This is a genomic window from Streptomyces sp. NPDC001920 (assembly GCF_053594495.1).
In genome coordinates this window covers 122,669-142,285 of sequence record NZ_JBSFEP010000017.1, presented here as the reverse complement: position 1 = coordinate 142,285, position 19,617 = coordinate 122,669, and the positions used below count along the sequence as shown (strand labels likewise).

The following is a 19,617-nucleotide window of genomic DNA, read 5'->3' as shown; positions in this document are numbered from 1 at the left end:
GCGCAGAGATTGCCAAGATTCAAGGGGCCGTGCACATGCCGTGGCCAGGGTGAATCCGTGCAGGTGTGTGAGAGGAGAGAATCCTTTCTGTGACCCTCTCTCCCCGACTCCCGTTCTTCGTCTACGGCACCCTGCGCCCCGGTGAGTCCAACCACGACCGCTTCCTGCGCGGCCGCACCCTCGCGGAGGAACCGGCGCGGCTCGTGGGGGCGCGGCTGTACGACGGTCCGGGCTATCCGTACGCCGTCGAGGAACCGGGCGCGGGCGGCACCGTCCACGGCGAGCTCGTCACGGCCCGCCCCGAGGAGTACCCCGCGCTCCTGGCGGCCCTGGACCGGCTGGAGGAGTACGCCCCGGCCGACCCGCGCAACCTCTACGAGCGCATCGCCCGCCAGGTGGTGCGCGCCGACGGAACGGCCGTGCGGGCGTGGGTGTACGTGGCCGCGCCGGCTGTCGCGATCCGGCTGCGGGCGCACGGCCGTGTCATCGAGACGGGTGACTGGGCGATTCGCCGCGGCTGACGCCGGTCGGGCGGGCCGCCGGCCGCAGGTCGCCTACGGTTTCACCGCCTCCACCCCACCGGTCGCCTTCGGTTTCGCCGTCCCCACCTCACCGGCCTCCTACGGTTTCACCGCCTCCACCCGCACCGCGCACGCCTTGAACTCCGGCATCCGCGACGTCGGGTCGAGCGCCGGGTTGGTCAGGGTGTTGGCGCGGCCCTCGCCCGGCCAGTGGAACGGCATGAAGACCGTGTCCGGGCGGATGCCGGTCGTGATGCGGGCGGGGGCCACCGCCCGGCCCCGGCGCGAGACCACGGCCACGGGGTCGCCCTCGGCCGCGCCCAGGCGGGCCGCGAGCCGCGGGTGCAGTTCCACGAACGGGCCCGGCGCGGCGGTGTTCAGCTCGTCGACACGGCGGGTCTGGGCGCCGGACTGGTACTGCGCCACGACCCGCCCGGTCGTCAGCAGCACCGGGTACTCGTCGTCGGGCTCCTCGGCGGCGGCCCGGTGCGAGACGGGGGCGAAGCGCGCCCGTCCGTCCGGTGTGGCGAACCGGTCGAGGAAGAGGCGGGGCGTACCGGGGTGCACCGCGCCGGTGGTGTCGCCGTCCCCCTGCGCCGGGTCGTCGTCGGCCCGCGCCGACGAGTCCAGCGAGGCGTCCTCGCAGTCCCCGCAGTCCTCGGCGTCCTCGGCGTCCTGCGCGGAGAGCGCGGCGGGACACGGCCAGAACACCCCGTTCTCCTCCACCAGCCTGCGGTACGTGATCCCCGAGTAGTCCGCCGCTCCGCCCGCGCTCGCCCGGCGCAGCTCCTCGAAGACCTCCTCGGGGTCGGTCGGGAAGCCCTTCTCCAGGCCCCGCTCGCCGCCCAGCCGGGCCGCGAGCTCGTGCATGACCTCCAGGTCGCTGCGCACGCCCTCGGGAGGGGTGACCGCGCGCCGCCGCAGCAGCACCCGGCCCTCCAGGTTCGTCGTCGTGCCCGTCTCCTCGGCCCACTGGGTGACCGGAAGGACGACGTCCGCGAGCGCCGCCGTCTCCGACAGCACCACGTCGCACACCGCCAGGAAGTCGAGGGACCTGATGCGCTCCTCGACGTGCGCGGCGCGCGGCGCCGACACCACCGGGTTGGATCCCATCAGCAGCAGGGACCTGATGTCCGTGCCGAGGGCGTCCAGCAGCTCGTACGCGCTGCGGCCGGGCCCCGGAAGGCTGTCCGGGTCCACACCCCACACCTCGGCCACATGCCGCCGCGCCGCCGGGTCGTCCAGCTTGCGGTAGCCGGGCAACTGGTCGGCCTTCTGGCCGTGTTCACGCCCGCCCTGCCCGTTGCCCTGCCCGGTCAGACAGCCGTAGCCGGACAGCGGCCGGCCCGCCCGCCCCGTCGCCAGGCACAAGTTGATCCACGCGCCCACGGTGTCGGTGCCCTTGGACTGCTGCTCGGGCCCACGCGCGGTCAACACCATCGCGTGCTCCGGCTCGCAGAACATCCGCACGGTCTCCCGGAGTTGCGGAACGGACACCCCCGTGATCCGCTCCACGTACTCCGGCCAGTGCGCCATCGCCGCGGCCCGCGCGTCCTCCCAGCCGACCGTGCGCTCCTGGACGTACTCCTCGTCCACCCGCCCCTCGGCGACGACCAGGTGCAGCAGGCCGAGGGCGAGCGCGAGGTCGGTGCCGGGCCGGGGCATCAGGTGCAGGTCGGCCTGCTCGGCGGTCTTCGTACGGCGCGGGTCGACGACGATCAGCGTGCCGCCGTTCTCGCGCAGTTCGTTGAAGAACCGGAGCGACGGCGGCATCGTCTCCGCCAGGTTCGAGCCGACGAGGACGACGCAGCCCGTCTTCGGGATGTCCTCCAGAGGGAAGGGCAGACCGCGGTCCAGCCCGAACGCCTTCATGCCCGCGGCCGCCGCCGACGACATGCAGAAACGGCCGTTGTAGTCGATCTGCGAGGTGCCGAGCACGATCCTCGCGAACTTGCCGAGGCTGTAGGCCTTCTCGTTGGTCAGACCGCCCCCGCCGAAGACCCCGCACGCGTCCGGGCCGTGTTCCGCACGAGTGCGGCGAAGCCCCTCGGCGACGCGGTCGAGCGCCTCGTCCCAGCCGGCCGGCACGAGCGTGCCGCCCGACCGCACCAGCGGTGAGGTCAGACGGACGCCCGCGGCCAGGACCGCCGGCGCCGTACGGCCCTTGCCGCACAGCGCCCCCTTGTTCACCGGGAAGTCCGGCCGCTCGACCACCGCGACACCCCCGTCCTGCGTGGGCGTGAGGTTCATTCCGCACTGCAGGGCGCAGTACGGGCAGTGCGTGGGCGTCGCGGAGTTCTGCATGCCCTTCAGCGTGCTTCCGGCGTGTTACGCGCACGGCGGCTCCCTGTTACGCGGCCGGGACGGTGACCTCCCCGTCGCCGCCCGGCCGCCGTGAGGCGCACAGGCGCCCTCCCCTTGTCGCCGCCGACCGGTACCGGAGTTGCCGCTGGTGCGGAATTCGGCTCGCGTGTCTCATTCCGTACCGCGATTGGCCGGTCACAGCTAGTTGAGATTTGAAGAGCCGGGGTTACAGTCGTGGCCCGGGCGGCTGCCGGACTGCCATGGATTCCGCCCGGCCGCTCAGCGCCGCTCAGTGCGTCCGCATCTCCGCACGGCATTCGACATATCGGGCATGCCCGCCGCTCATCCCGGCCGCATCCGCGCGCGGCTCCGCCGCGTACGGCAAATCCGCCATTCGAAACAGCCCGCCAGGAGGTCTCCCGATCATGCCCCAGCGCCCTTCCGGCCCCCTGGGTCACCTGACCCCTCATGACCAGCGCCTCTTCTGGCAGTACGGCCGAGGCCCCACGGTCCCCGTCCCCGATCCGCTGATCCACCGCGCCGTGGAACGGCAGGCCGCGGCCGCGCCGTACGCCCTCGCCGCCGAGCACCTCGGCGACCGGATCACCTACGGCGAACTCGACCGCGCCGCCGACGCCCTCGCCGCCCGCCTGGTGCGGGAGGGCGTACGCCCCGGTGACCACGTCGGACTCTTCGTGCGCCGCTCGATCCCGATGCTGGTCGGCCTGCTCGGCATCCTGAAGGCGGGCGCCGCCTACGTGCCGCAGGACATCGGCCTCGCGCCCCCGGCCCAGCTCGCCCACGTCGTCCGCACCGCCCGCACCCGCGTCGTCCTCACCGCGGCGGAGTACGCGCCCCGCGTCCCCGGCGGTCCGCGCGTGATCGCCCTCGACGAGCCGCCGGCGTACGGCACCCCGACGGCGCCCGCCCGTCCGGTTCGTCCGGTCCACCCCGACGACGGCTGCTACGTCCTGTTCACCTCCGGCACCACCGGCTGCCCCAACGGCGTACGGGTCACCCACCGCAACCTGGCCAACATCCTCCTCACCGCCCCCGGCGACCTCGGCATCCGCCCCGGCGACCGGGTCGCCCAGCTCCTCAACGTCGCCTTCGACATGGCCGCCTGGGAGATCCTCGGCTGCCTCACCCACGGCGGCACCCTCGTCATCCGCGGCAAGGACATCGCGGCCGCGGCACGTACGGCGGACGTACTGATCGCCACCCCGACCGTCCTGTCCGGCATCGACCCGGCCGCCTGCCCGCACGTGCGCACGGTCGCCGTCGCCGGCGAACCCTGCCCCCGTCCCCTCGCCGACCGCTGGGCCCGCCGTGCCGCCTTCTACAACTGCTGCGGCCCGACCGAGACGACGATCGTCAACACGATGAACCGCCACGGCCCCGACCGGCAGCTGCTGACGATCGGCCGCCCCACCCCCAACAACACCGTCTACGTCCTCGACGCCGACCGCCGTCCCCTCCCGATCGGCGAGGCCGGTGAGATGTGGGCGGGGGGCGCCTGCGTCTCGGCGGGCTACCTCGGCAACGAGGCCCTCACCGGCGAGCGCTACGCCCCCGACCCCTTTCTGGGCGGTGACCACCTGATGTTCCGCACCCGTGACCTGGGCCGCTGGACACCGGACGGCGAGCTCGAACACCTCGGCCGCACCGACGACCAGGTCAAGGTCCGCGGCTTCCGCGTCGAACTCGACTCCGTCTCCTCGGTCCTGGAGTCGGTCGAGGGCTGTGTACGCGCGGTCACCCTCAGACGGGACGCGCGCACCCTGGTCTCCTTCGTCTGCCCGGCGGACGTGGACCCCGACCGGGCCCGGCGCGCGGTGGCGGACGCGCTGCCGTACTACTGCGTGCCCGAGAGTGTCATGCCCCTGACAGCTCTGCCGGAGACCGACCGCGGGAAGATCGACAAGCAGGCGCTGCTCAGGATGGCGGGAGCCGCCCGATGACCACGTCCCTCGACCGCCGGACCGACGAACTCCCGCCGCTCACCTCCGGTGTACGCCGTCTCCTCAAGCATCCGCGCCTGATGCACCACAACCGCCTGGCGGCTCTGGTGCTGACGGCCAACCTCGCCTTCCTGTGGGCCGTCGGGGTCCCGTCCGAGCGGACCATGGGCCACGCCGCCCTCGCCAACCTCGCCCTCGCCGTCCTCGTCCGGCAGCAGTACGTCGTCAACCTCCTCTTCCGGCTGGCCACATGGCCGCCGACGAGCTGGCCGCTGAAGGTCCGCTGGACACTGGGCAAGGTGTACCACTTCGGCGGACTGCACATGGGCGGGGCGCTGGCGGGCACGGCGTGGTTCCTGGCGCTGACCCTCACCGCGGACGACCCGCGGCGCACGGCCGTGGGCTGGACCCTGACGGTCCTCCTGGCGCTGATCGTCGCCACCGCCCTGCCGCCCTTCCGCTCCCGCCACCACGACCACTTCGAGAAGATCCACCGTTTCGGCGGCTGGACGGCCCTCGCCCTGTTCTGGACGCACACGCTCCTGGCGTCCCCCGGCCCGGTGGAGGTGGCGGTCCTGTCGGTCGTCACCTTCAGCGTCGTCCTGCCGTGGCTGAGGCTGCGCAAGGTCGACGTACGCCTCGAACGCCCCTCCTCGCACGTCGTACTGGCCCGCTTCGACCACGGCGAGACACCCTTCGCGGGCTCGTCCACGGCGATCAGCCGCAGCCCGCTCACGCAGTGGCACTCCTTCGCCAACGTCCCGGCGCCCGGTGAGTCCGGTTTCCGGCTGACGATCTCCAGGGCCGGTGACTGGACGGGGTCGTTCATCGACGACATGCCGGCGAAGGTCTGGGTGAAGGGCATCACCACGGCCGGCGTCGCCAACATCGAGACCCTCTTCCGGAAGGTGGTCTACGTGGCGACCGGCAGCGGCATCGGCCCCTGCCTGCCCCACCTGCTCGCCGCCGAAGTCCCCTCCCGCCTGGTCTGGGCGACCCGCGACCCCCGCGCCACCTACGGCGACGCCCTCGTCGACGAGATCCTCGCCGTCCAGCCGGACGCCGTGGTCTGGGACACCACCCGCGACGGCAAGCCGGACATGGTGCGCCTCGCCTACGCCGCGTACCGGGACTTCGGGGCCGAGGCCGTGATCTGCATCAGCAACAAGAAGCTGACCTGGCAGGTGGTGCACGGCCTGGAGCGGCGGGGGATCCCGGCGTACGGCGCGATCTGGGACTCGTGAGGGAGACGACCGATGAACCACATCAAGCTCGAACGCCACGGCCGTGTCGTGACCGTCCGACTGCACCGCCCCCGCGTCCGCAACGCGCTCAGCGGCGAACTGCTCACCGAACTCCTCGACGCGCTGCGCCCGCTGGACACCGACCCCGAGGTGGGCTGCTTCGTCGTCACCGGCTCGGACACGGTGTTCGCGGCGGGCGCCGACATCAAGGAGATGGCGGGGCGGTCCGCCGTCGAGATGGCCGCCGCGGACTACTTCGCGGCCTGGGAGGACTTCGCCGCCCTGCGCACCGCGAAGGTCGCCGCCGTCAACGGCCATGCGCTCGGCGGCGGTTGTGAACTGGCGATGATGTGCGACCTGGTCATCGCGGGCGAGTCGGCGGTCTTCGGCCAGCCGGAGATCAAGCTGGGCGTGATCCCCGGCATCGGCGGCACCCAGCGTCTGACCCGTCTCGTCGGCCGGGCGAAGGCGATGGACCTGATTCTCACCGGCCGCACCATGGACGCCCAGGAGGCCGGACGCTGCGGCCTCGTCTCCCGGGTGGTCCCGGACGAGAGGGTCCTGCCGGAAGCGCTGGAGGCGGCCGCGACGATCGCCTCGTACGGCGCGGCGGCACTCACGGCGGCCCGTGAGTGCGTCGACCAGGCGCTCGAAACCGGCCTGCGGGACGGCATCCGCTTCGAACGCCGGGTCTTCCACGCCCTGTTCGCGACGGACGACCAGAAGGAGGGCATGAACGCGTTCCTGGAGAAACGCCGGCCGCGCTTCACCGGCCGCTGAGGCACCCGTCGGCGACGCCGGGACGGGAGCGGGCGCCTCTGACCGGCCGGTCCGGGCCTACCCCCGACCGGGCCGGCCTCCCTCCCCTCCCGAAGCGGCGGGGCAGGCGGCGGGTCGGTCGCCCCGGCCCGCCGCCCGGAGCGCGGTGCGGGCGCGGCCCCGTCTCCCGCCCGGGTCAGGGATCCCTCGTGGCCGGAACACCCGGGTCGGCCTGCACCCCGCGGGCGTGGCGACGGCAGGGCCACCGGTCCCGGCGCTACGGCCCGCTCGGGCCTATGGTCGGCGGGCCGAGGCCGCCTGCTGCCGCTGCCGCTGCCGCTGCCGCTGCCGCTGCCGCTGCCGGTGTCCGTGCCGGTGCCGGTGCCGGTTCGCGTCGCTCGCCCGGTGCGCCGGCGGTTCAGGTCGGCGGTGCTCGGTGTGCTGGGGCCGGTTCGGGTGTAGGCCGCGTCGAGGTCGTCGGCTGCCGGTGCTGCTGCTGCCGCTGTCGGTGCCGGTTCGCGTCGCTCGCCCGGTGCGCCGGCGGTTCAGGTCGGCGGTGCTCGGTGTGCTGGGGCCGGTTCGGGTGCATGCCGCGTCGAGGTCGCCGCCTGCCGGTGCCGGTCTGTGCCGTCCGCCCGGTGCTTCGGTCGTTCAGGCCGACGGTGCGGGGTGAGGCTCGGGCCGTCTCGGGTGTGTGGCGGGCCGACGCCGTCGGTCTCCGGCTCCCGGCCGTCCCGCCCGCCCGGCGCCGCTCGCGGTTCCGCCCACGGACGGCCGGCGTCGATGGGGCCACACCGTGCCCTCGCCCCGCCGGCCGAGCTGCGCCTCCGGCCGGCGGGGACACGGCGAGGCCCCTGCGTGGGGGGGCGGGCCGGCTCCGGGGTGCCGCTACCTTTCGGCCGCCAGCGCTTTCGCCACCCCCGCCTCCCTCGGCCCGAGGAAAGTGGGATCCGGCTCGAACAGGGCGTCCAGGGCCGCCTTGCCGGCCGCGAAGATCTCCCGGGTGCCGCCGTAGTACCAGGTCGCGTCGTGCTTGGCGTCGACCCCGACGCCGTACGACGCCACCCCCGCCTCCTGGCACAGCGCGACCGCCCGCCGGATGTGGAAGCCCTGACTGATCAGCACCGCCTCGTCGACGCCGAAGATCTTCTTGGCCCGGACACAGGAGTCCCAGGTGTCGAAGCCCGCGTAGTCGCTGACGACACGGGAGTCGGGCACGCCGTGCCTGGTCAGATAGGCGCGCATGGCGTCGGGCTCGTCGTAGTCCTCGCGGCTGTTGTCCCCGGTGACGAGAACGACCTCGACACGGCCCTCGCGGTACAGCTCGGCCGCCGCGTCGAGCCGGTGCGCGAGGTACGGGGACGGCTCGCCGTCCCACAGCCCGGCGCCGAAGACCACGGCGACGTCGGTGCGCGGCACGTCGGCCGTGGTGCGCAGCCGGTCCGCGGTCACGACGTGCATCCAGGTGGCCGGAAGCAGCGCCAGCACGCACCCCGCCATCACGGCCTGCACCAGCCGGCGCTGCCCGGCGCGGGTGCGCGGCAGCCCCGGCGGGCGCGGCTTCGGTCGGCGCATCGGACGGTCCCTCCCCCGGTCGGCTCACCGCCTGCTCTCGACAGTCAGGGACGTCCTGTCGTCCGCCGCGGTTCACTCCGCGCGACGTGACCAGGTTCACTTCATACGACGAAACCGCAGGTCACGGCCGCTCACAGGGCCCAGGGGCCGCACCGTGAATTCGGTGTAAGAACCCGTCACCCCTGTGAAACGGGGCGGCAACGTCCCGCCCTCACCATTGATCCATGACGGCGTCGACCCCTCCTCGCGACGAGTCCCCGACGGCCCACCTCGACAGTACGGCGCACCTCATGAACCGGATCAGCAGCCAGCTCGCCAGCCAGCTCAGCCTCGTCTCGCTCGACGGCCGGCGCCGCCCCGAACCTCCCGCGGTGCCTGAACGGCCTGGGCGGTACCCCCATGCGCTCGTCGTCGTGGCTCACGGCAGCCGCGACCCGCGTGCCCTGAGCACCGTCCGCGCGCTCCTCGACAAGGTCCGCGCCCTGCGCCCCGGCCTGCCCGTCCACCTCGGCCACATCGAGCTGAACGAGCCGCTGCTCCCCGACACCCTCGCCGCGCTCGGCACCGGCGAAGCGATCCTCGTCCCGCTGCTGCTCAGCCGCGGATACCACGTCAAGCGGGACATCCCCGAGATGGCCGCCGAGGCCGGCGTCCACGCCCGCGTGGCCCCCGCCCTGGGCCCGCACCCGCTGCTGGTGGAGGCTCTCCACGCCCGCCTGGCCGAGGCGGGCTGGCGCACCCGCATGGACGACGCCACGCGCCGCGCCAGCGCGGTGATCCTCGCCGCGGCGGGCTCCCGCGACCCCGAGTCGAAGGTCGACACCTCCCGCACGGCCCAGCTCCTCGCCGACCGCCTGGGCGTCCCGGTCGTCCCGGCCTACGCGACCACGGCGGCCCCCACGGTCGCGGACACCGCCCGCGCCCTGGCCGCCCGCGGCCGCACGAGGGTGGCCGTCGCGTCGTACTTCACGGCCCCCGGCCGCTTCGCCACCGAGTGCGCCCAGGCGGCCCCGTGGATCGCCTCGGCACCGCTGGGCACCCACACCGCGATGGCGAGGCTGCTGCTCCACCGCTACGACCAGATGCTGACGACGCCGGTCACGGCGGCACCGGAACTGGCGTCGGCGTAGAACGCCCCGGAAGGCGACCGACCGGGGCGGGCGAAGGCGACTCCCCGGGGCGAGTGGGCGAGACACAGCCCACTGTTTGTCACTGCCTGCCTTTACTGTCGGTGCATGTACTACGACGAGTCGGCAGTCGAACGCTGGGCCCCCGAACCCGACAAACGCCCGGGCCGCACCGCCTTCCAACGCGACCGCGCCCGCGTCCTGCACTCCGCCGCCCTCAGACGGCTCGCCGGCAAGACCCAGGTCGTGACACCCGGAACGCACAGCCACGCCTGGGACCCCAGCCCCCGCACCCGCCTCACCCACTCCCTGGAGTGCGCCCAGGTCGGCCGGGAACTCGGCGCGGCCCTCGGCTGCGACCCCGACCTCGTGGAGGCAGCCTGCCTCTCCCACGACCTCGGCCACCCGCCCTTCGGTCACAACGGCGAGGTCGCCCTCAACGAGTTCGCCGAGGACTGCGGCGGCTTCGAGGGCAACGCCCAGTCCCTGCGCCTCCTGACCCGCATCGAGCCCAAGCGGTTCACCCCGGAGGGGTCCGTCGGCCTCAATCTCACCCGGGCCACCCTCGACGCCGCCACCAAGTACCCCTGGCCGCGCGGCGCCCACCCCACCGACCCGGCGTCCCCCAAGTTCGGTGTCTACGAGGACGACCGGCCCGTCTTCGACTGGGTCCGCAAGGACGCCCCCGGCGCCCGCACCACCTTCGAGGCCCAGGTCATGGACTGGTCGGACGACGTGGCGTACTCGGTGCACGACGTCGAGGACGGACTGCACGCCGGCCACATCGACCCCAACTGCCTGCACGCCGAGCCCGAACGCGAGGCGGTCTTCGCGGTCGCCGTCGGACGGTACGTCCCCGAGGACACCGACGCAGCCGAACTCGCCGCCGCCCTCGACCGCCTCCAGGACCAGGAGTGGTGGCCGCACGGCTACGACGGCTCGGCCGTGGCCCAGGCCCGCCTCAAGGACGCCACCAGCCAGCTCATCGGCCGTTTCTGCCTGGCCGCGGAGAGCGCCACGCGTGCCGCGTACGGCTCCGGGCGGCTCACCCGCTACGGCGCCGAACTGGTCGTACCGCGCGAGACCCGGCTGGAGTGCGCGGTCCTCAAGGCCGTCGCCGACCGGTACGTCATGCAGCGCGCCGAGCAGGAGCGGCTGCGCGCCGACCAGCGGATCGTCGTCGCCGAACTCGCCGAGGCGCTCACCGCCCGCGCCCCCGACGGGCTGGACCCGCAGTTCCGGACCCTGTTCGACCAGGCGGGGGACGACCGCGCCCGCAAACGGGTGATCGTCGATCAGATCGCCTCCCTGACGGATGCCTCGGCCCGCTCGCTGCACGCGCGGTTCACACAGAGGGCGTAAGGGCGAGGAGCGGGGGGAGGGCAACTCGCGCCCGCCGGACGACCCTTCACCGGCCCGTGACCGGTGTGGCACCTGAGGCGAACGGGCACTCGAAAGTGACCCTGCGTGGCCTGATCGGGTCACCCCCTCTTCCCGCATCACGCTGCGTGCGGGACGCTCGCATGTGGCGGCACCCTTACGAGGAGGCATCAAGTGGTCGACGCGGATCAGACATTCGTCATCGTCGGAGGAGGACTCGCCGGCGCCAAGGCGGCCGAGACGCTCCGCGCGGAGGGCTTCACCGGGCGGGTGATACTGATCTGCGACGAGCGCGACCACCCCTACGAGCGGCCGCCGCTGTCCAAGGGCTACCTCCTCGGCAAGGAGGAGCGCGACAGCGTCTTCGTGCACGAACCCGCCTGGTACGCGCGCAACGACATCGAGCTGCACCTCGGCCAGACCGTCGACGCGATCGACCGTACGGCGAAGACGGTCCGCTTCGGCGAGGACGGCACGGTCGTCCACTACGACAAGCTCCTGCTGGCCACCGGCGCCGAGCCGCGCCGCCTGGACATCCCGGGCACCGACCTGGCCGGCGTCCACCATCTGCGCCGCCTCGCGCACGCCGAGCGTCTCAAGGGCGTTCTGGCCTCGCTCGGCCGTGACAACGGGCACATCGTGATCGCCGGCGCCGGCTGGATCGGCCTGGAGGTCGCGGCGGCGGCCCGCGAGTACGGCGCGGAGGTCACCGTCGTCGAGCCGGAGCCGACCCCGCTGCACGGCGTGCTCGGCCCGGAGCTCGGCGCGCTCTTCGCCGAACTGCACCGCGAGCACGGGGTGCGCTTCCACTTCGGCCGGCGGCTGACGCGGATCGTCGGCCAGGACGGCATGGTGCTCGCCGCCCGCACCGACGACGGCGAGGAACACCCGGCCCACGACGTCCTCGCGGCGATCGGCGCCGCACCCCGGACGGCGCTGGCGGAAGCGGCCGGGCTGGAGATCGCCGACCGCGCCCACGGCCGCGGCGTCCTGGTCGACGCACAGCTGCGCACCTCCGACCCCGACATCTACGCGGCCGGCGACGTGGCCTCCTTCCCGCACGCCCTCTTCGACACCCGGGTACGCGTCGAGCACTGGGCCAACGCGCTCAACGGCGGACCGGCGGCGGCACGGGCGATGCTGGGGCAGGACGTCACCTACGACCGGGTGCCCTACTTCTTCTCCGACCAGTACGACCTGGGGATGGAGTACAGCGGGTGGGCCCCGCCGGGGTCGTACGACGAGGTGGTGATCCGCGGCGACGCGGGCAAGCGGGAGTTCATCGCGTTCTGGGTGAAGGACGGCCGGGTGCTGGCCGGGATGAACGTGAATGTGTGGGACGTCACAGAGCCGATCCAGCGGCTGATCCGCTCGAAGGCCCGGGTGAACACCGAGACCCTCGCGGACCCGCACATTCCGCTCGAAAACCTCGTCCCATAGGTGTCAGTGCACCCCCGTAGAATTCACGCGTGGCAGGACGGATCAACGACGAGGACGTGAAGGCGGTACGGGACGCGGTCCCGATCGACGCCGTGGTGTCCGAGTACCTCCAGCTGCGGAACGCGGGCGGCGGCAACCTCAAGGGCCTGTGCCCCTTCCACGACGAGAAGTCGCCGTCCTTCCAGGTCAGCCCGAGCAAGGGGCTCTTCCACTGCTTCGGCTGCCAGGAGGGCGGCGACACCATCACGTTCGTGATGAAGGTCGACCACCTCTCCTTCTCCGAGGCGGTCGAGCGCCTCGCCGCCCAGGCCGGCATCACCCTGCGCTACGAGGAGGGCGGCTACAACCCCTCCCACCAGCGCGGCGAGCGCATCCGCCTGGTCGAGGCCCACAAGATCGCCGCCGACTGGTACGCCGAACAGCTGGCCACCAGCCCCGAAGCCGACACCGGCCGCCAGTTCCTCGCCGAGCGCGGCTTCGACCAGTCCGCGGCCCAGCACTTCTGCGTCGGCTACAGCCCTCAGGGCTGGGACCACCTCACCCGCCATCTGCGCGGCAAGGGCTTCACCGACAAGGAACTGATCCTCTCCGGACTCTCCCAGGAGGGCCGCCGCGGCCCCATCGACCGTTTCCGGGGCCGTCTGATGTGGCCGATCCGCGACATCGGCGGCGACGTCGTCGGCTTCGGCGCACGCAAGCTCTACGAGGCGGACAACGGGCCCAAGTACCTCAACACCCCCGAGACGGCGATCTACAAGAAGTCCCACGTCCTGTACGGCATCGACCTCGCCAAGAAGGAGATCGCGAAGTCCAGCCGCGCCGTCGTGGTCGAGGGGTACACCGACGTCATGGCCTGCCACCTCGCCGGGGTCACCACGGCCATCGCCACCTGCGGCACAGCCTTCGGCGGCGATCACATCAAGATCCTGCGCCGGCTGCTGATGGACAACGGCTCAGCCCGCGTGATCTTCACCTTCGACGGTGACGCGGCGGGCCAGAAGGCGGCCCTGCGCGCCTTCGAGGACGACCAGAAGTTCGCGGCGGAGACGTACATCGCGATCGCGCCCGACGGCATGGACCCCTGCGATCTGCGCCTCGCCAAGGGCGACGAGGCGGTCGCCGACCTGGTCGAGCCGCGCACCCCGCTGTTCGAGTTCGCGCTGCGCCAGATCGTGCGCCGCTACGACCTCGACACCCCGGCGGGCCGCGCGGCCGCGCTGGACGAGGCGGCGCCCGTCGTCGCCCGCATCAAGAACAGCGGCGCCCAGCACGAGGTGGCCGTCGAACTCGCGGGCATGCTCGGCATCCTCGACACCCAGTTCGTCGTCAAGCGGGTCGCCCAACTGGCGCGCTGGGCACGGGACCGCGGCGGCAGGGGACCGGCGCCGACGCCCCGCGGCCCGCAGCAGCCGTACGACGCCGCCCCCGCCCCCCGCGCCTCGGGCCCGGCCCTGACCCTGCGCAACCCGGTCTACGCGACCGAGCGCGAACTGCTCAAACTCGCTCTCCAGCGGCCCGAGTTGGTGTCCCCGGCCTTCGACGCGTACGGCGTCGACGAGTTCACCGCCGCCCCCTACGCCGCCGTACGCCAGGCCATCATCGAAGCGGGCGGCGCGGAGTACGGCATCCAGGACGCCCAGGAGTACCTGGTCCGCGTCCGCGAGGCGGCGCCCGACGACCAGGTCCGCGCGATGGTGACGGAGCTGGCGGTCGAGGCGATCATGCGCAGGACCGTCGACGAGAACTACGCCGGCGAACAGCTCGTCACCGTCCGCCGCCGCGCCGTCGAGCGCCGCATCCGCGACATCCAGAGCCAGCTGACCCGCCTCGGCGCGGGCGGCGACCCCGCCCAACTGGCCGCCGTGCAGAACGAGTTGTGGGTGTTGCAGCAGTACGACCAGGCGTTGCGCGAGCGCGGGGCGGCGGCGCTCTGAGCGCTGCCGCCGCGGGGGCTGCTCGGGCGGGATGATGTCGAGCCGGAGGCCCCGCGCCGCGACCCGCCGCGCCGCGACCTCGTCCACCCGGCCCCCCAGCGCCTCAAGACGCCGCCGTCCTGCGGCCGAACGGTCCGAGTAACCGCCCGGTCACGGACCGGACTCAAAAAGTCACCGCACGCCCCTCGTGGCGGCGATGTGTCGTACTCCACACTGGGTTCCGGTGCCTGAGTCCTCGGAGCGCGGCCGATCCGTTCCTCACGGGTCCCACACCCCCGCGGTTCCGCTCATCGCGTACGGGACGGACAGCGGCGAGGCCGCCGACTCCGCCCTCGAAGCAGCGCTGCCGTACGCCTCGGCAGCGATCATCCTGGAGGTCGCCCCCGTGCAGACCCAGACCCTCATCCAGACCGACAGTACGGACGGCACGGATCGGGAAGCGGAGACCGGCGTTCTCGTCGCGGTACCGCCGCAGAGCCGTGTCGCGCACCACCCGGAGACGGAGCCGGAGGCCCCGTCCGAGGCGGCCGAGCCGCCCGCCGACGCCTTGGACGGTCCCGAGGCCGCCGAGCCCGTCGAAGCACCGCTGCCGCCCCGCGCCCGCACCGCCGACACCAGCGGACCCTCCTCCGACCTGTTCCGCCAGTACCTGCGGGAGATCGGCCGCATCCCCCTGCTCACGGCCGCCGAGGAGGTCGAACTCGCCCGCCGCGTCGAGGCCGGCCTGTTCGCCGAGGAGAAGCTGACCAGCACCCCCGACCTGGAGAGCCGGCTCGCCCTCGACCTGGACCGCCTCGTCGTCATGGGCCGGATGGCCAAGCGCCGCCTCATCGAGGCGAACCTGCGGCTCGTGGTGTCCGTCGCCAAGCGGTACGTGGGCCGCGGCCTGACCATGCTCGACCTCGTGCAGGAGGGGAACCTCGGCCTGATCCGCGCCGTCGAGAAGTTCGACTACGCCCGCGGCTACAAGTTCTCGACCTACGCCACCTGGTGGATCCGCCAGGCCATGTCCCGCGCCCTCGCCGACCAGGCCCGCACCATCCGGGTTCCGGTCCACGTCGTGGAGCTGATCAACCGGGTCGTCCGCGTACAGCGCCGCATGCTGCAGGAACGCGGCTACGAGCCGACGCCGGAGGAGGTGGCCGCCCACCTCGACCTGCCGCCCGAGCGGGTCAGCGAGGTCCTGCGGCTGGCCCAGGAACCGGTCTCGCTGCACGCCCCGGTGGGCGAGGAGGACGACGTCGCCCTCGGCGACCTCATCGAGGACGGCGACGCCGCCTCGCCGGTCGAGTCGGCGGCGTTCCTGCTGCTGCGGGAACACCTGGACGCGGTCCTCTCGACCCTGGGTGAGCGGGAACGGAAGGTCGTACAGCTGAGGTACGGCCTCGCGGACGGCCGCCCCCGCACGCTGGAGGAGATAGGCCGCATCTTCGGCGTGACGAGGGAACGCATCCGTCAGATCGAGTCCAAGACCCTCAACAAGCTGCGGGACCATGCTTTCGCGGATCAGCTGAGGGGGTATCTGGACTGACGCCGTGTGCGGGCCGGCCCACGACACCACACGGCACCTCCGACGGCGCCTCAGTCCACCTCGGCCACCGCCTGCGCGAACTGCGCCCGGTACAGTCGCGCGTACGCCCCGTCCGCCGCCAACAGCTCGGCGTGCGCGCCCTGTTCCACGATCGCCCCGTTCTCCATGACGAGGATCGTGTCCGCGTCCCGGATCGTCGACAGCCGGTGCGCGATGACGAACGAGGTGCGCCCGTGCGCCAGCTTCGCCATGGCCTTCTGGATGAGCACCTCGGTACGGGTGTCGACCGACGAGGTCGCCTCGTCCAGCACCAGGATCACCGGATCGGACAGGAACGCCCGCGCGATGGTGATCAGCTGCTTCTCACCCGCGCTGACCCCCGACCCCTCGTCGTCGATCACCGTGTCGTACCCGTCGGGCAGCGTACGGATGAACCGGTCCGCGTGGGCGGCCCGCGCGGCCTCCTCGATCTCGCCCCGGGTCACCTCCCGGGCGGCGCCGTACGCGATGTTCTCCGCGATGGTGCCGCCGAACAGCCACGTGTCCTGCAGCACCATCCCGATCCCGGCCCGCAGTTCGTCCCGCGACATGCGGGCGATGTCCACGCCGTCCAGGGTGATCCGCCCGGACGAGACGTCGTAGAACCGCATCAGCAGGTTCACCAGCGTCGTCTTGCCCGCGCCGGTCGGCCCGACGATGGCGACCGTGTGCCCGGGCTCCACCGTCAGCGACAGGTCCTCGATCAGCGGCTGGTCCGGGTCGTACCGGAAGGACACCGCCTCCAGCGCCACCCGGCCCCGCAGCTGCTCGGGCCGCGCCCCGGGCACCGGATCGGCCTCCTGCTCCGCCGCGTCCAGCAACTCGAAGATCCGCTCGGCCGACGCCACACCCGACTGGACCAGGTTCGCCATCGACGCGACCTGCGTCAGCGGCATGGAGAACTGCCGCGAGTACTGGATGAAGGCCTGCACGTCACCGATGGACAGCGAACCCGACGCGACCCGCAGGCCGCCGACCACCGCGACCAGCACGTAGTTGATGTTGGACACGAACAGCATCAGCGGCTGCATGATCCCGCTGTGGAACTGAGCTTTGAACCCGGCCTCGTACAGCGCCTCGTTCTGCTCGGCGAACTGCTGCGCCGACTCCTCCTGCCGCCCGAACACCTTCACCAGCGTGTGCCCGGTGTACATCTCCTCCACATGCGCGTTGAGCTTGCCGGTGGAGCGCCACTGCTGCACGAAGTGCGGCTGCGACCGCTTCCCGACCCGGGTGGCCACCACGAACGACAGCGGCACGGTCACCAGCGCCACCAGCGCCAGCAGCCACGACACCCAGAACATCATCACCAGCACGCCGATGATGGTGAGAACCGAGTTGATCAGCTGGCCCATCGACTGCTGGAGCGTCTGCCCGATGTTGTCGATGTCGTTGGTCGCCCGGGACAGCACCTCGCCGCGCCGGCTCTTGTCGAAGTACGACAGCGGCAGCCGCGACAGCTTCGCCTGGACGTCCTCGCGCATCCGGTACATCGTGCGGTTCACGGCCCGGTTCACCAGCCGTGTCGCCACCGCCATCAGCAGACCGGCCACGACGAACACGGCGAGCGCGAACAGCAGCACGTGCCCGACGGCGGTGAAGTCGATGCCCTGGCCCGGTGTGAAGTCGGTGCTGCGCAACATGTCGGCGATCTCGCCGTCACCGCGCTCCCGCATGGCCGCGAGAACCTGGTCCTTGGTCGCCCCCGGCTCGAACTCCCGCCCGACGATGCCGGCGAACACCAGGTCGGTGGCCTCACCGAGGATCTTCGGCCCGGCGACCGAGAGGCCCACGCTCACGACCACGCAGAACAGCAGCCCGTAGAGGGTGAGCCGTTCGGGCTTGAACCGGGCGACGAGCCGTCGGCTCGACACCTTGAAGTCCAGCGAGCGGTGGTCCGGTCCGGTGCCGGCCATCATCCGCCCCATCGGCCCGGCCATCAGGCAGCCTCCGCTTCCGTCAGCTGGGAGAGCACGATCTCCCGGTACGTCTCGTTGTCCGCCATCAGCTCGTGGTGGCGGCCCGTGCCGACCACCCGCCCCTCGTCGAGCACGACGATCCGGTCCGCGTCCCGGATGGTCGCCACGCGCTGGGCGACGATGACGACGGTCGCCTCGGCGGTCTCCCGGGCGAGCGCCGCACGCAGCGCCGCGTCCGTGGCGTAGTCGAGGGCCGAGAAGGAGTCGTCGAACAGGTAGATCTCCGGACGTTGCACGAGGGTCCGCGCGATCGCCAGCCGCTGCCGCTGGCCACCGGAGACGTTCGTGCCGCCCTGCGCGACGGGCGCGTCCAGCCCGCCCTCCAGCCGCTCCACGAACTCCTTGGCCTGCGCCACCTCCAGTGCGTGCCACAGCTCCTCGTCCGTGGCGTCGGGATCGCCGTGGCGCAGGTTGGTGGCCACCGTCCCCGCGAACAGATACGGCTTCTGCGGCACCAGCCCGACGGTCCGCGCCAGCAGCCCGGGATCGATGGACGCCACGTCCTCGCCGTCCACCAGCACCTGCCCGTCCGTAGCGTCGAACAGCCGGGGGACCAGCCCCAGCAGGGTCGACTTCCCGCTGCCCGTCGAACCGATCACGGCCGTCGTCTCGCCCGGCAGCGCGACCAGGTCGATCCCCTTCAGCACCGGCTCCTCGGCACCCGGGTAGCAAAAGCCCGCGCCCCGGATCTCCAGATGACCGTGCCGGCGCAGCTCCCGCACCGGCGCGGCCGGCGGAACCACGCTCGACGACGTGTCCAGCACCTCCTGGACGCGCTCGGCGCACACCTCCGCACGCGGCACCATCATGAACATGAAGGTGGCCATCATCACGGACATCACGATCTGCATCAGATAGGCGAGGAACGCCGTCAGGTCACCGATCTGCATCCCGCCGCTGTCGATGCGGTGCGCCCCGAACCACACCACCGCGATCGACGACAGGTTCACCACCGTCATCACGATCGGGAACATCAGCGCGAGCAGATTTCCCGTGCCCATCGCCATGTCGGTGAGCTCGACGTTGGCCTTCCGGAACCGCTGCTGCTCGTACTCGTCGCGCACGAAGGCGCGGATCACCCGGTTGCCGGTGATCTGCTCGCGCAGCACCCGGTTCACCGTGTCGAGGCGCTCCTGCATGGTCCGGAACAGCGGCCGCAGCCGTCGTACGATCAAGGTCACGCTGATGCCCAGCACGGGTACCACCGCGACCAGCACCGCCGACAGCGGCACGTCGAGGCCCAGCGCCAGCACGATGCCGCCCACGCACATGATCGGCGCCGACACCATCAGGGTGAACGTCATCAGGGCCAGCATCTGGATCTGCTGGACGTCATTGGTCGTACGGGTGATCAGCGAGGGCGCGCCGAACTGCCCGACCTCACGCGCCGAGAAGGACTGCACCCGGTCGAAGACGGCCGCCCGTACGTCCCGGCCGAGCGCGGCGGCGGTCCGGGCGCCGTAGTGGACGGCACCGATGTTGCACACGACCTGAGCCAGCGAGATGCCGATCATCAGGGCACCGTGGGACAGGATGTAGCCGGTGTCGCCGTTGACGACGCCCTTGTCGATGATGTCCGCGTTCAGCGTGGGCAGGTAGAGGGTGGCGCAGGTCTGCAGGAACTGCAGCAGCACCAGCCAGGCGATGGGTTTTCGGTAGGGCCTGAGGTAGGTCCGCAGAAGTCGTATGAGCACGCTGCTTCTCTCGGAGTGGGCGAGTCGGCGAGGAGAGGGGCCATTGGTTGCCCTTGGCCCCTATCGTCGGACACTCCACCCGTGTTACCTCAACCGATTAACCCATGAGCGGTGCTTCGTACGGCCTTC

General features: G+C 72.2%; 13 protein-coding genes. 9 read left to right on the top strand and 4 right to left on the bottom strand.

Annotation, left to right across the window (positions count from 1 at the left end):
- The first annotated feature begins 89 nt into the window (after window positions 1-89).
- Entirely contained in the window at window positions 90-521 is a 432-nt protein-coding gene (locus ACWCPI_RS27850; protein WP_451040713.1) for a gamma-glutamylcyclotransferase family protein, read from the top strand.
- Window positions 522-620: 99 nt separating this feature from the next.
- On the opposite strand, the gene ACWCPI_RS27845 is transcribed toward ACWCPI_RS27850, so the two are convergent.
- Entirely contained in the window at window positions 621-2,825 is a 2,205-nt protein-coding gene (locus tag ACWCPI_RS27845; RefSeq protein ID WP_451040712.1) for a molybdopterin oxidoreductase family protein, read from the bottom strand.
- Window positions 2,826-3,250: 425 nt separating this feature from the next.
- Here ACWCPI_RS27845 and ACWCPI_RS27840 point away from each other — a divergent pair, with 425 nt between their 5' ends.
- The 3 genes from ACWCPI_RS27840 to ACWCPI_RS27830 are packed head-to-tail and all read left to right on the top strand — an operon-like array spanning window position 3,251 to window position 6,810.
- On the top strand, window positions 3,251-4,786 hold the full coding sequence (locus ACWCPI_RS27840; protein ID WP_451040711.1) for an amino acid adenylation domain-containing protein: 1,536 nt from the start codon (window positions 3,251-3,253) through the stop codon (window positions 4,784-4,786).
- Entirely contained in the window at window positions 4,783-6,030 is a 1,248-nt protein-coding gene (locus tag ACWCPI_RS27835) for a hypothetical protein (protein WP_451040710.1), read from the top strand. Before ACWCPI_RS27840 ends, ACWCPI_RS27835 begins: the two co-directional genes overlap by 4 nt.
- 12 nt (window positions 6,031-6,042) lie before the next feature.
- Window positions 6,043-6,810: an enoyl-CoA hydratase-related protein gene (locus ACWCPI_RS27830; protein ID WP_451040709.1), complete on the top strand. Its 768-nt coding sequence runs from the start codon at window positions 6,043-6,045 to the stop codon at window positions 6,808-6,810.
- 867 nt (window positions 6,811-7,677) lie between these two features.
- Here the strand turns inward: ACWCPI_RS27830 and ACWCPI_RS27825 are convergent.
- Complete coding sequence (locus tag ACWCPI_RS27825) at window positions 7,678-8,364, bottom strand: SanA/YdcF family protein (RefSeq protein ID WP_451040708.1); 687 nt, start codon at window positions 8,362-8,364, stop codon at window positions 7,678-7,680.
- A 224-nt stretch (window positions 8,365-8,588) separates the two neighbouring features.
- On the opposite strand from ACWCPI_RS27825, the gene ACWCPI_RS27820 reads away from it, so the two are divergent.
- From ACWCPI_RS27820 to ACWCPI_RS27800, 5 genes are all read left to right on the top strand, one after another.
- Window positions 8,589-9,494 (top strand): sirohydrochlorin chelatase, encoded by a 906-nt coding sequence (locus tag ACWCPI_RS27820; RefSeq protein WP_451040707.1) that lies wholly within the window; start codon window positions 8,589-8,591, stop codon window positions 9,492-9,494.
- Window positions 9,495-9,599: 105 nt separating this feature from the next.
- Window positions 9,600-10,853 carry a deoxyguanosinetriphosphate triphosphohydrolase gene (locus tag ACWCPI_RS27815; protein ID WP_451040706.1) on the top strand — a complete coding sequence of 418 codons (1,254 nt, stop codon included), beginning with the start codon at window positions 9,600-9,602 and terminating at the stop codon, window positions 10,851-10,853.
- Window positions 10,854-11,045: 192 nt separating this feature from the next.
- Window positions 11,046-12,311 carry an NAD(P)/FAD-dependent oxidoreductase gene (locus ACWCPI_RS27810; protein ID WP_451040705.1) on the top strand — a complete coding sequence of 422 codons (1,266 nt, stop codon included), beginning with the start codon at window positions 11,046-11,048 and terminating at the stop codon, window positions 12,309-12,311.
- A gap of 29 nt (window positions 12,312-12,340) precedes the next feature.
- A complete protein-coding gene (gene dnaG, locus ACWCPI_RS27805) occupies window positions 12,341-14,245 on the top strand; it encodes a DNA primase (RefSeq protein ID WP_451040704.1) in 1,905 nt (634 codons plus the stop codon).
- 223 nt (window positions 14,246-14,468) lie between these two features.
- Window positions 14,469-15,776, top strand: a complete 1,308-nt coding sequence (locus tag ACWCPI_RS27800; RefSeq protein ID WP_451040703.1) for an RNA polymerase sigma factor — start codon at window positions 14,469-14,471, stop codon at window positions 15,774-15,776.
- A 50-nt stretch (window positions 15,777-15,826) separates the two neighbouring features.
- Here the strand turns inward: ACWCPI_RS27800 and ACWCPI_RS27795 are convergent, their stop codons facing one another.
- Complete coding sequence (locus tag ACWCPI_RS27795) at window positions 15,827-17,755, bottom strand: ABC transporter ATP-binding protein (RefSeq protein WP_451040702.1); 1,929 nt, start codon at window positions 17,753-17,755, stop codon at window positions 15,827-15,829.
- On the bottom strand, window positions 17,755-19,488 hold the full coding sequence (locus ACWCPI_RS27790; protein WP_451040701.1) for an ABC transporter ATP-binding protein: 1,734 nt from the start codon (window positions 19,486-19,488) through the stop codon (window positions 17,755-17,757). Before ACWCPI_RS27790 ends, ACWCPI_RS27795 begins: the two co-directional genes overlap by 1 nt.
- Window positions 19,489-19,617: the final 129 nt, after the last annotated feature.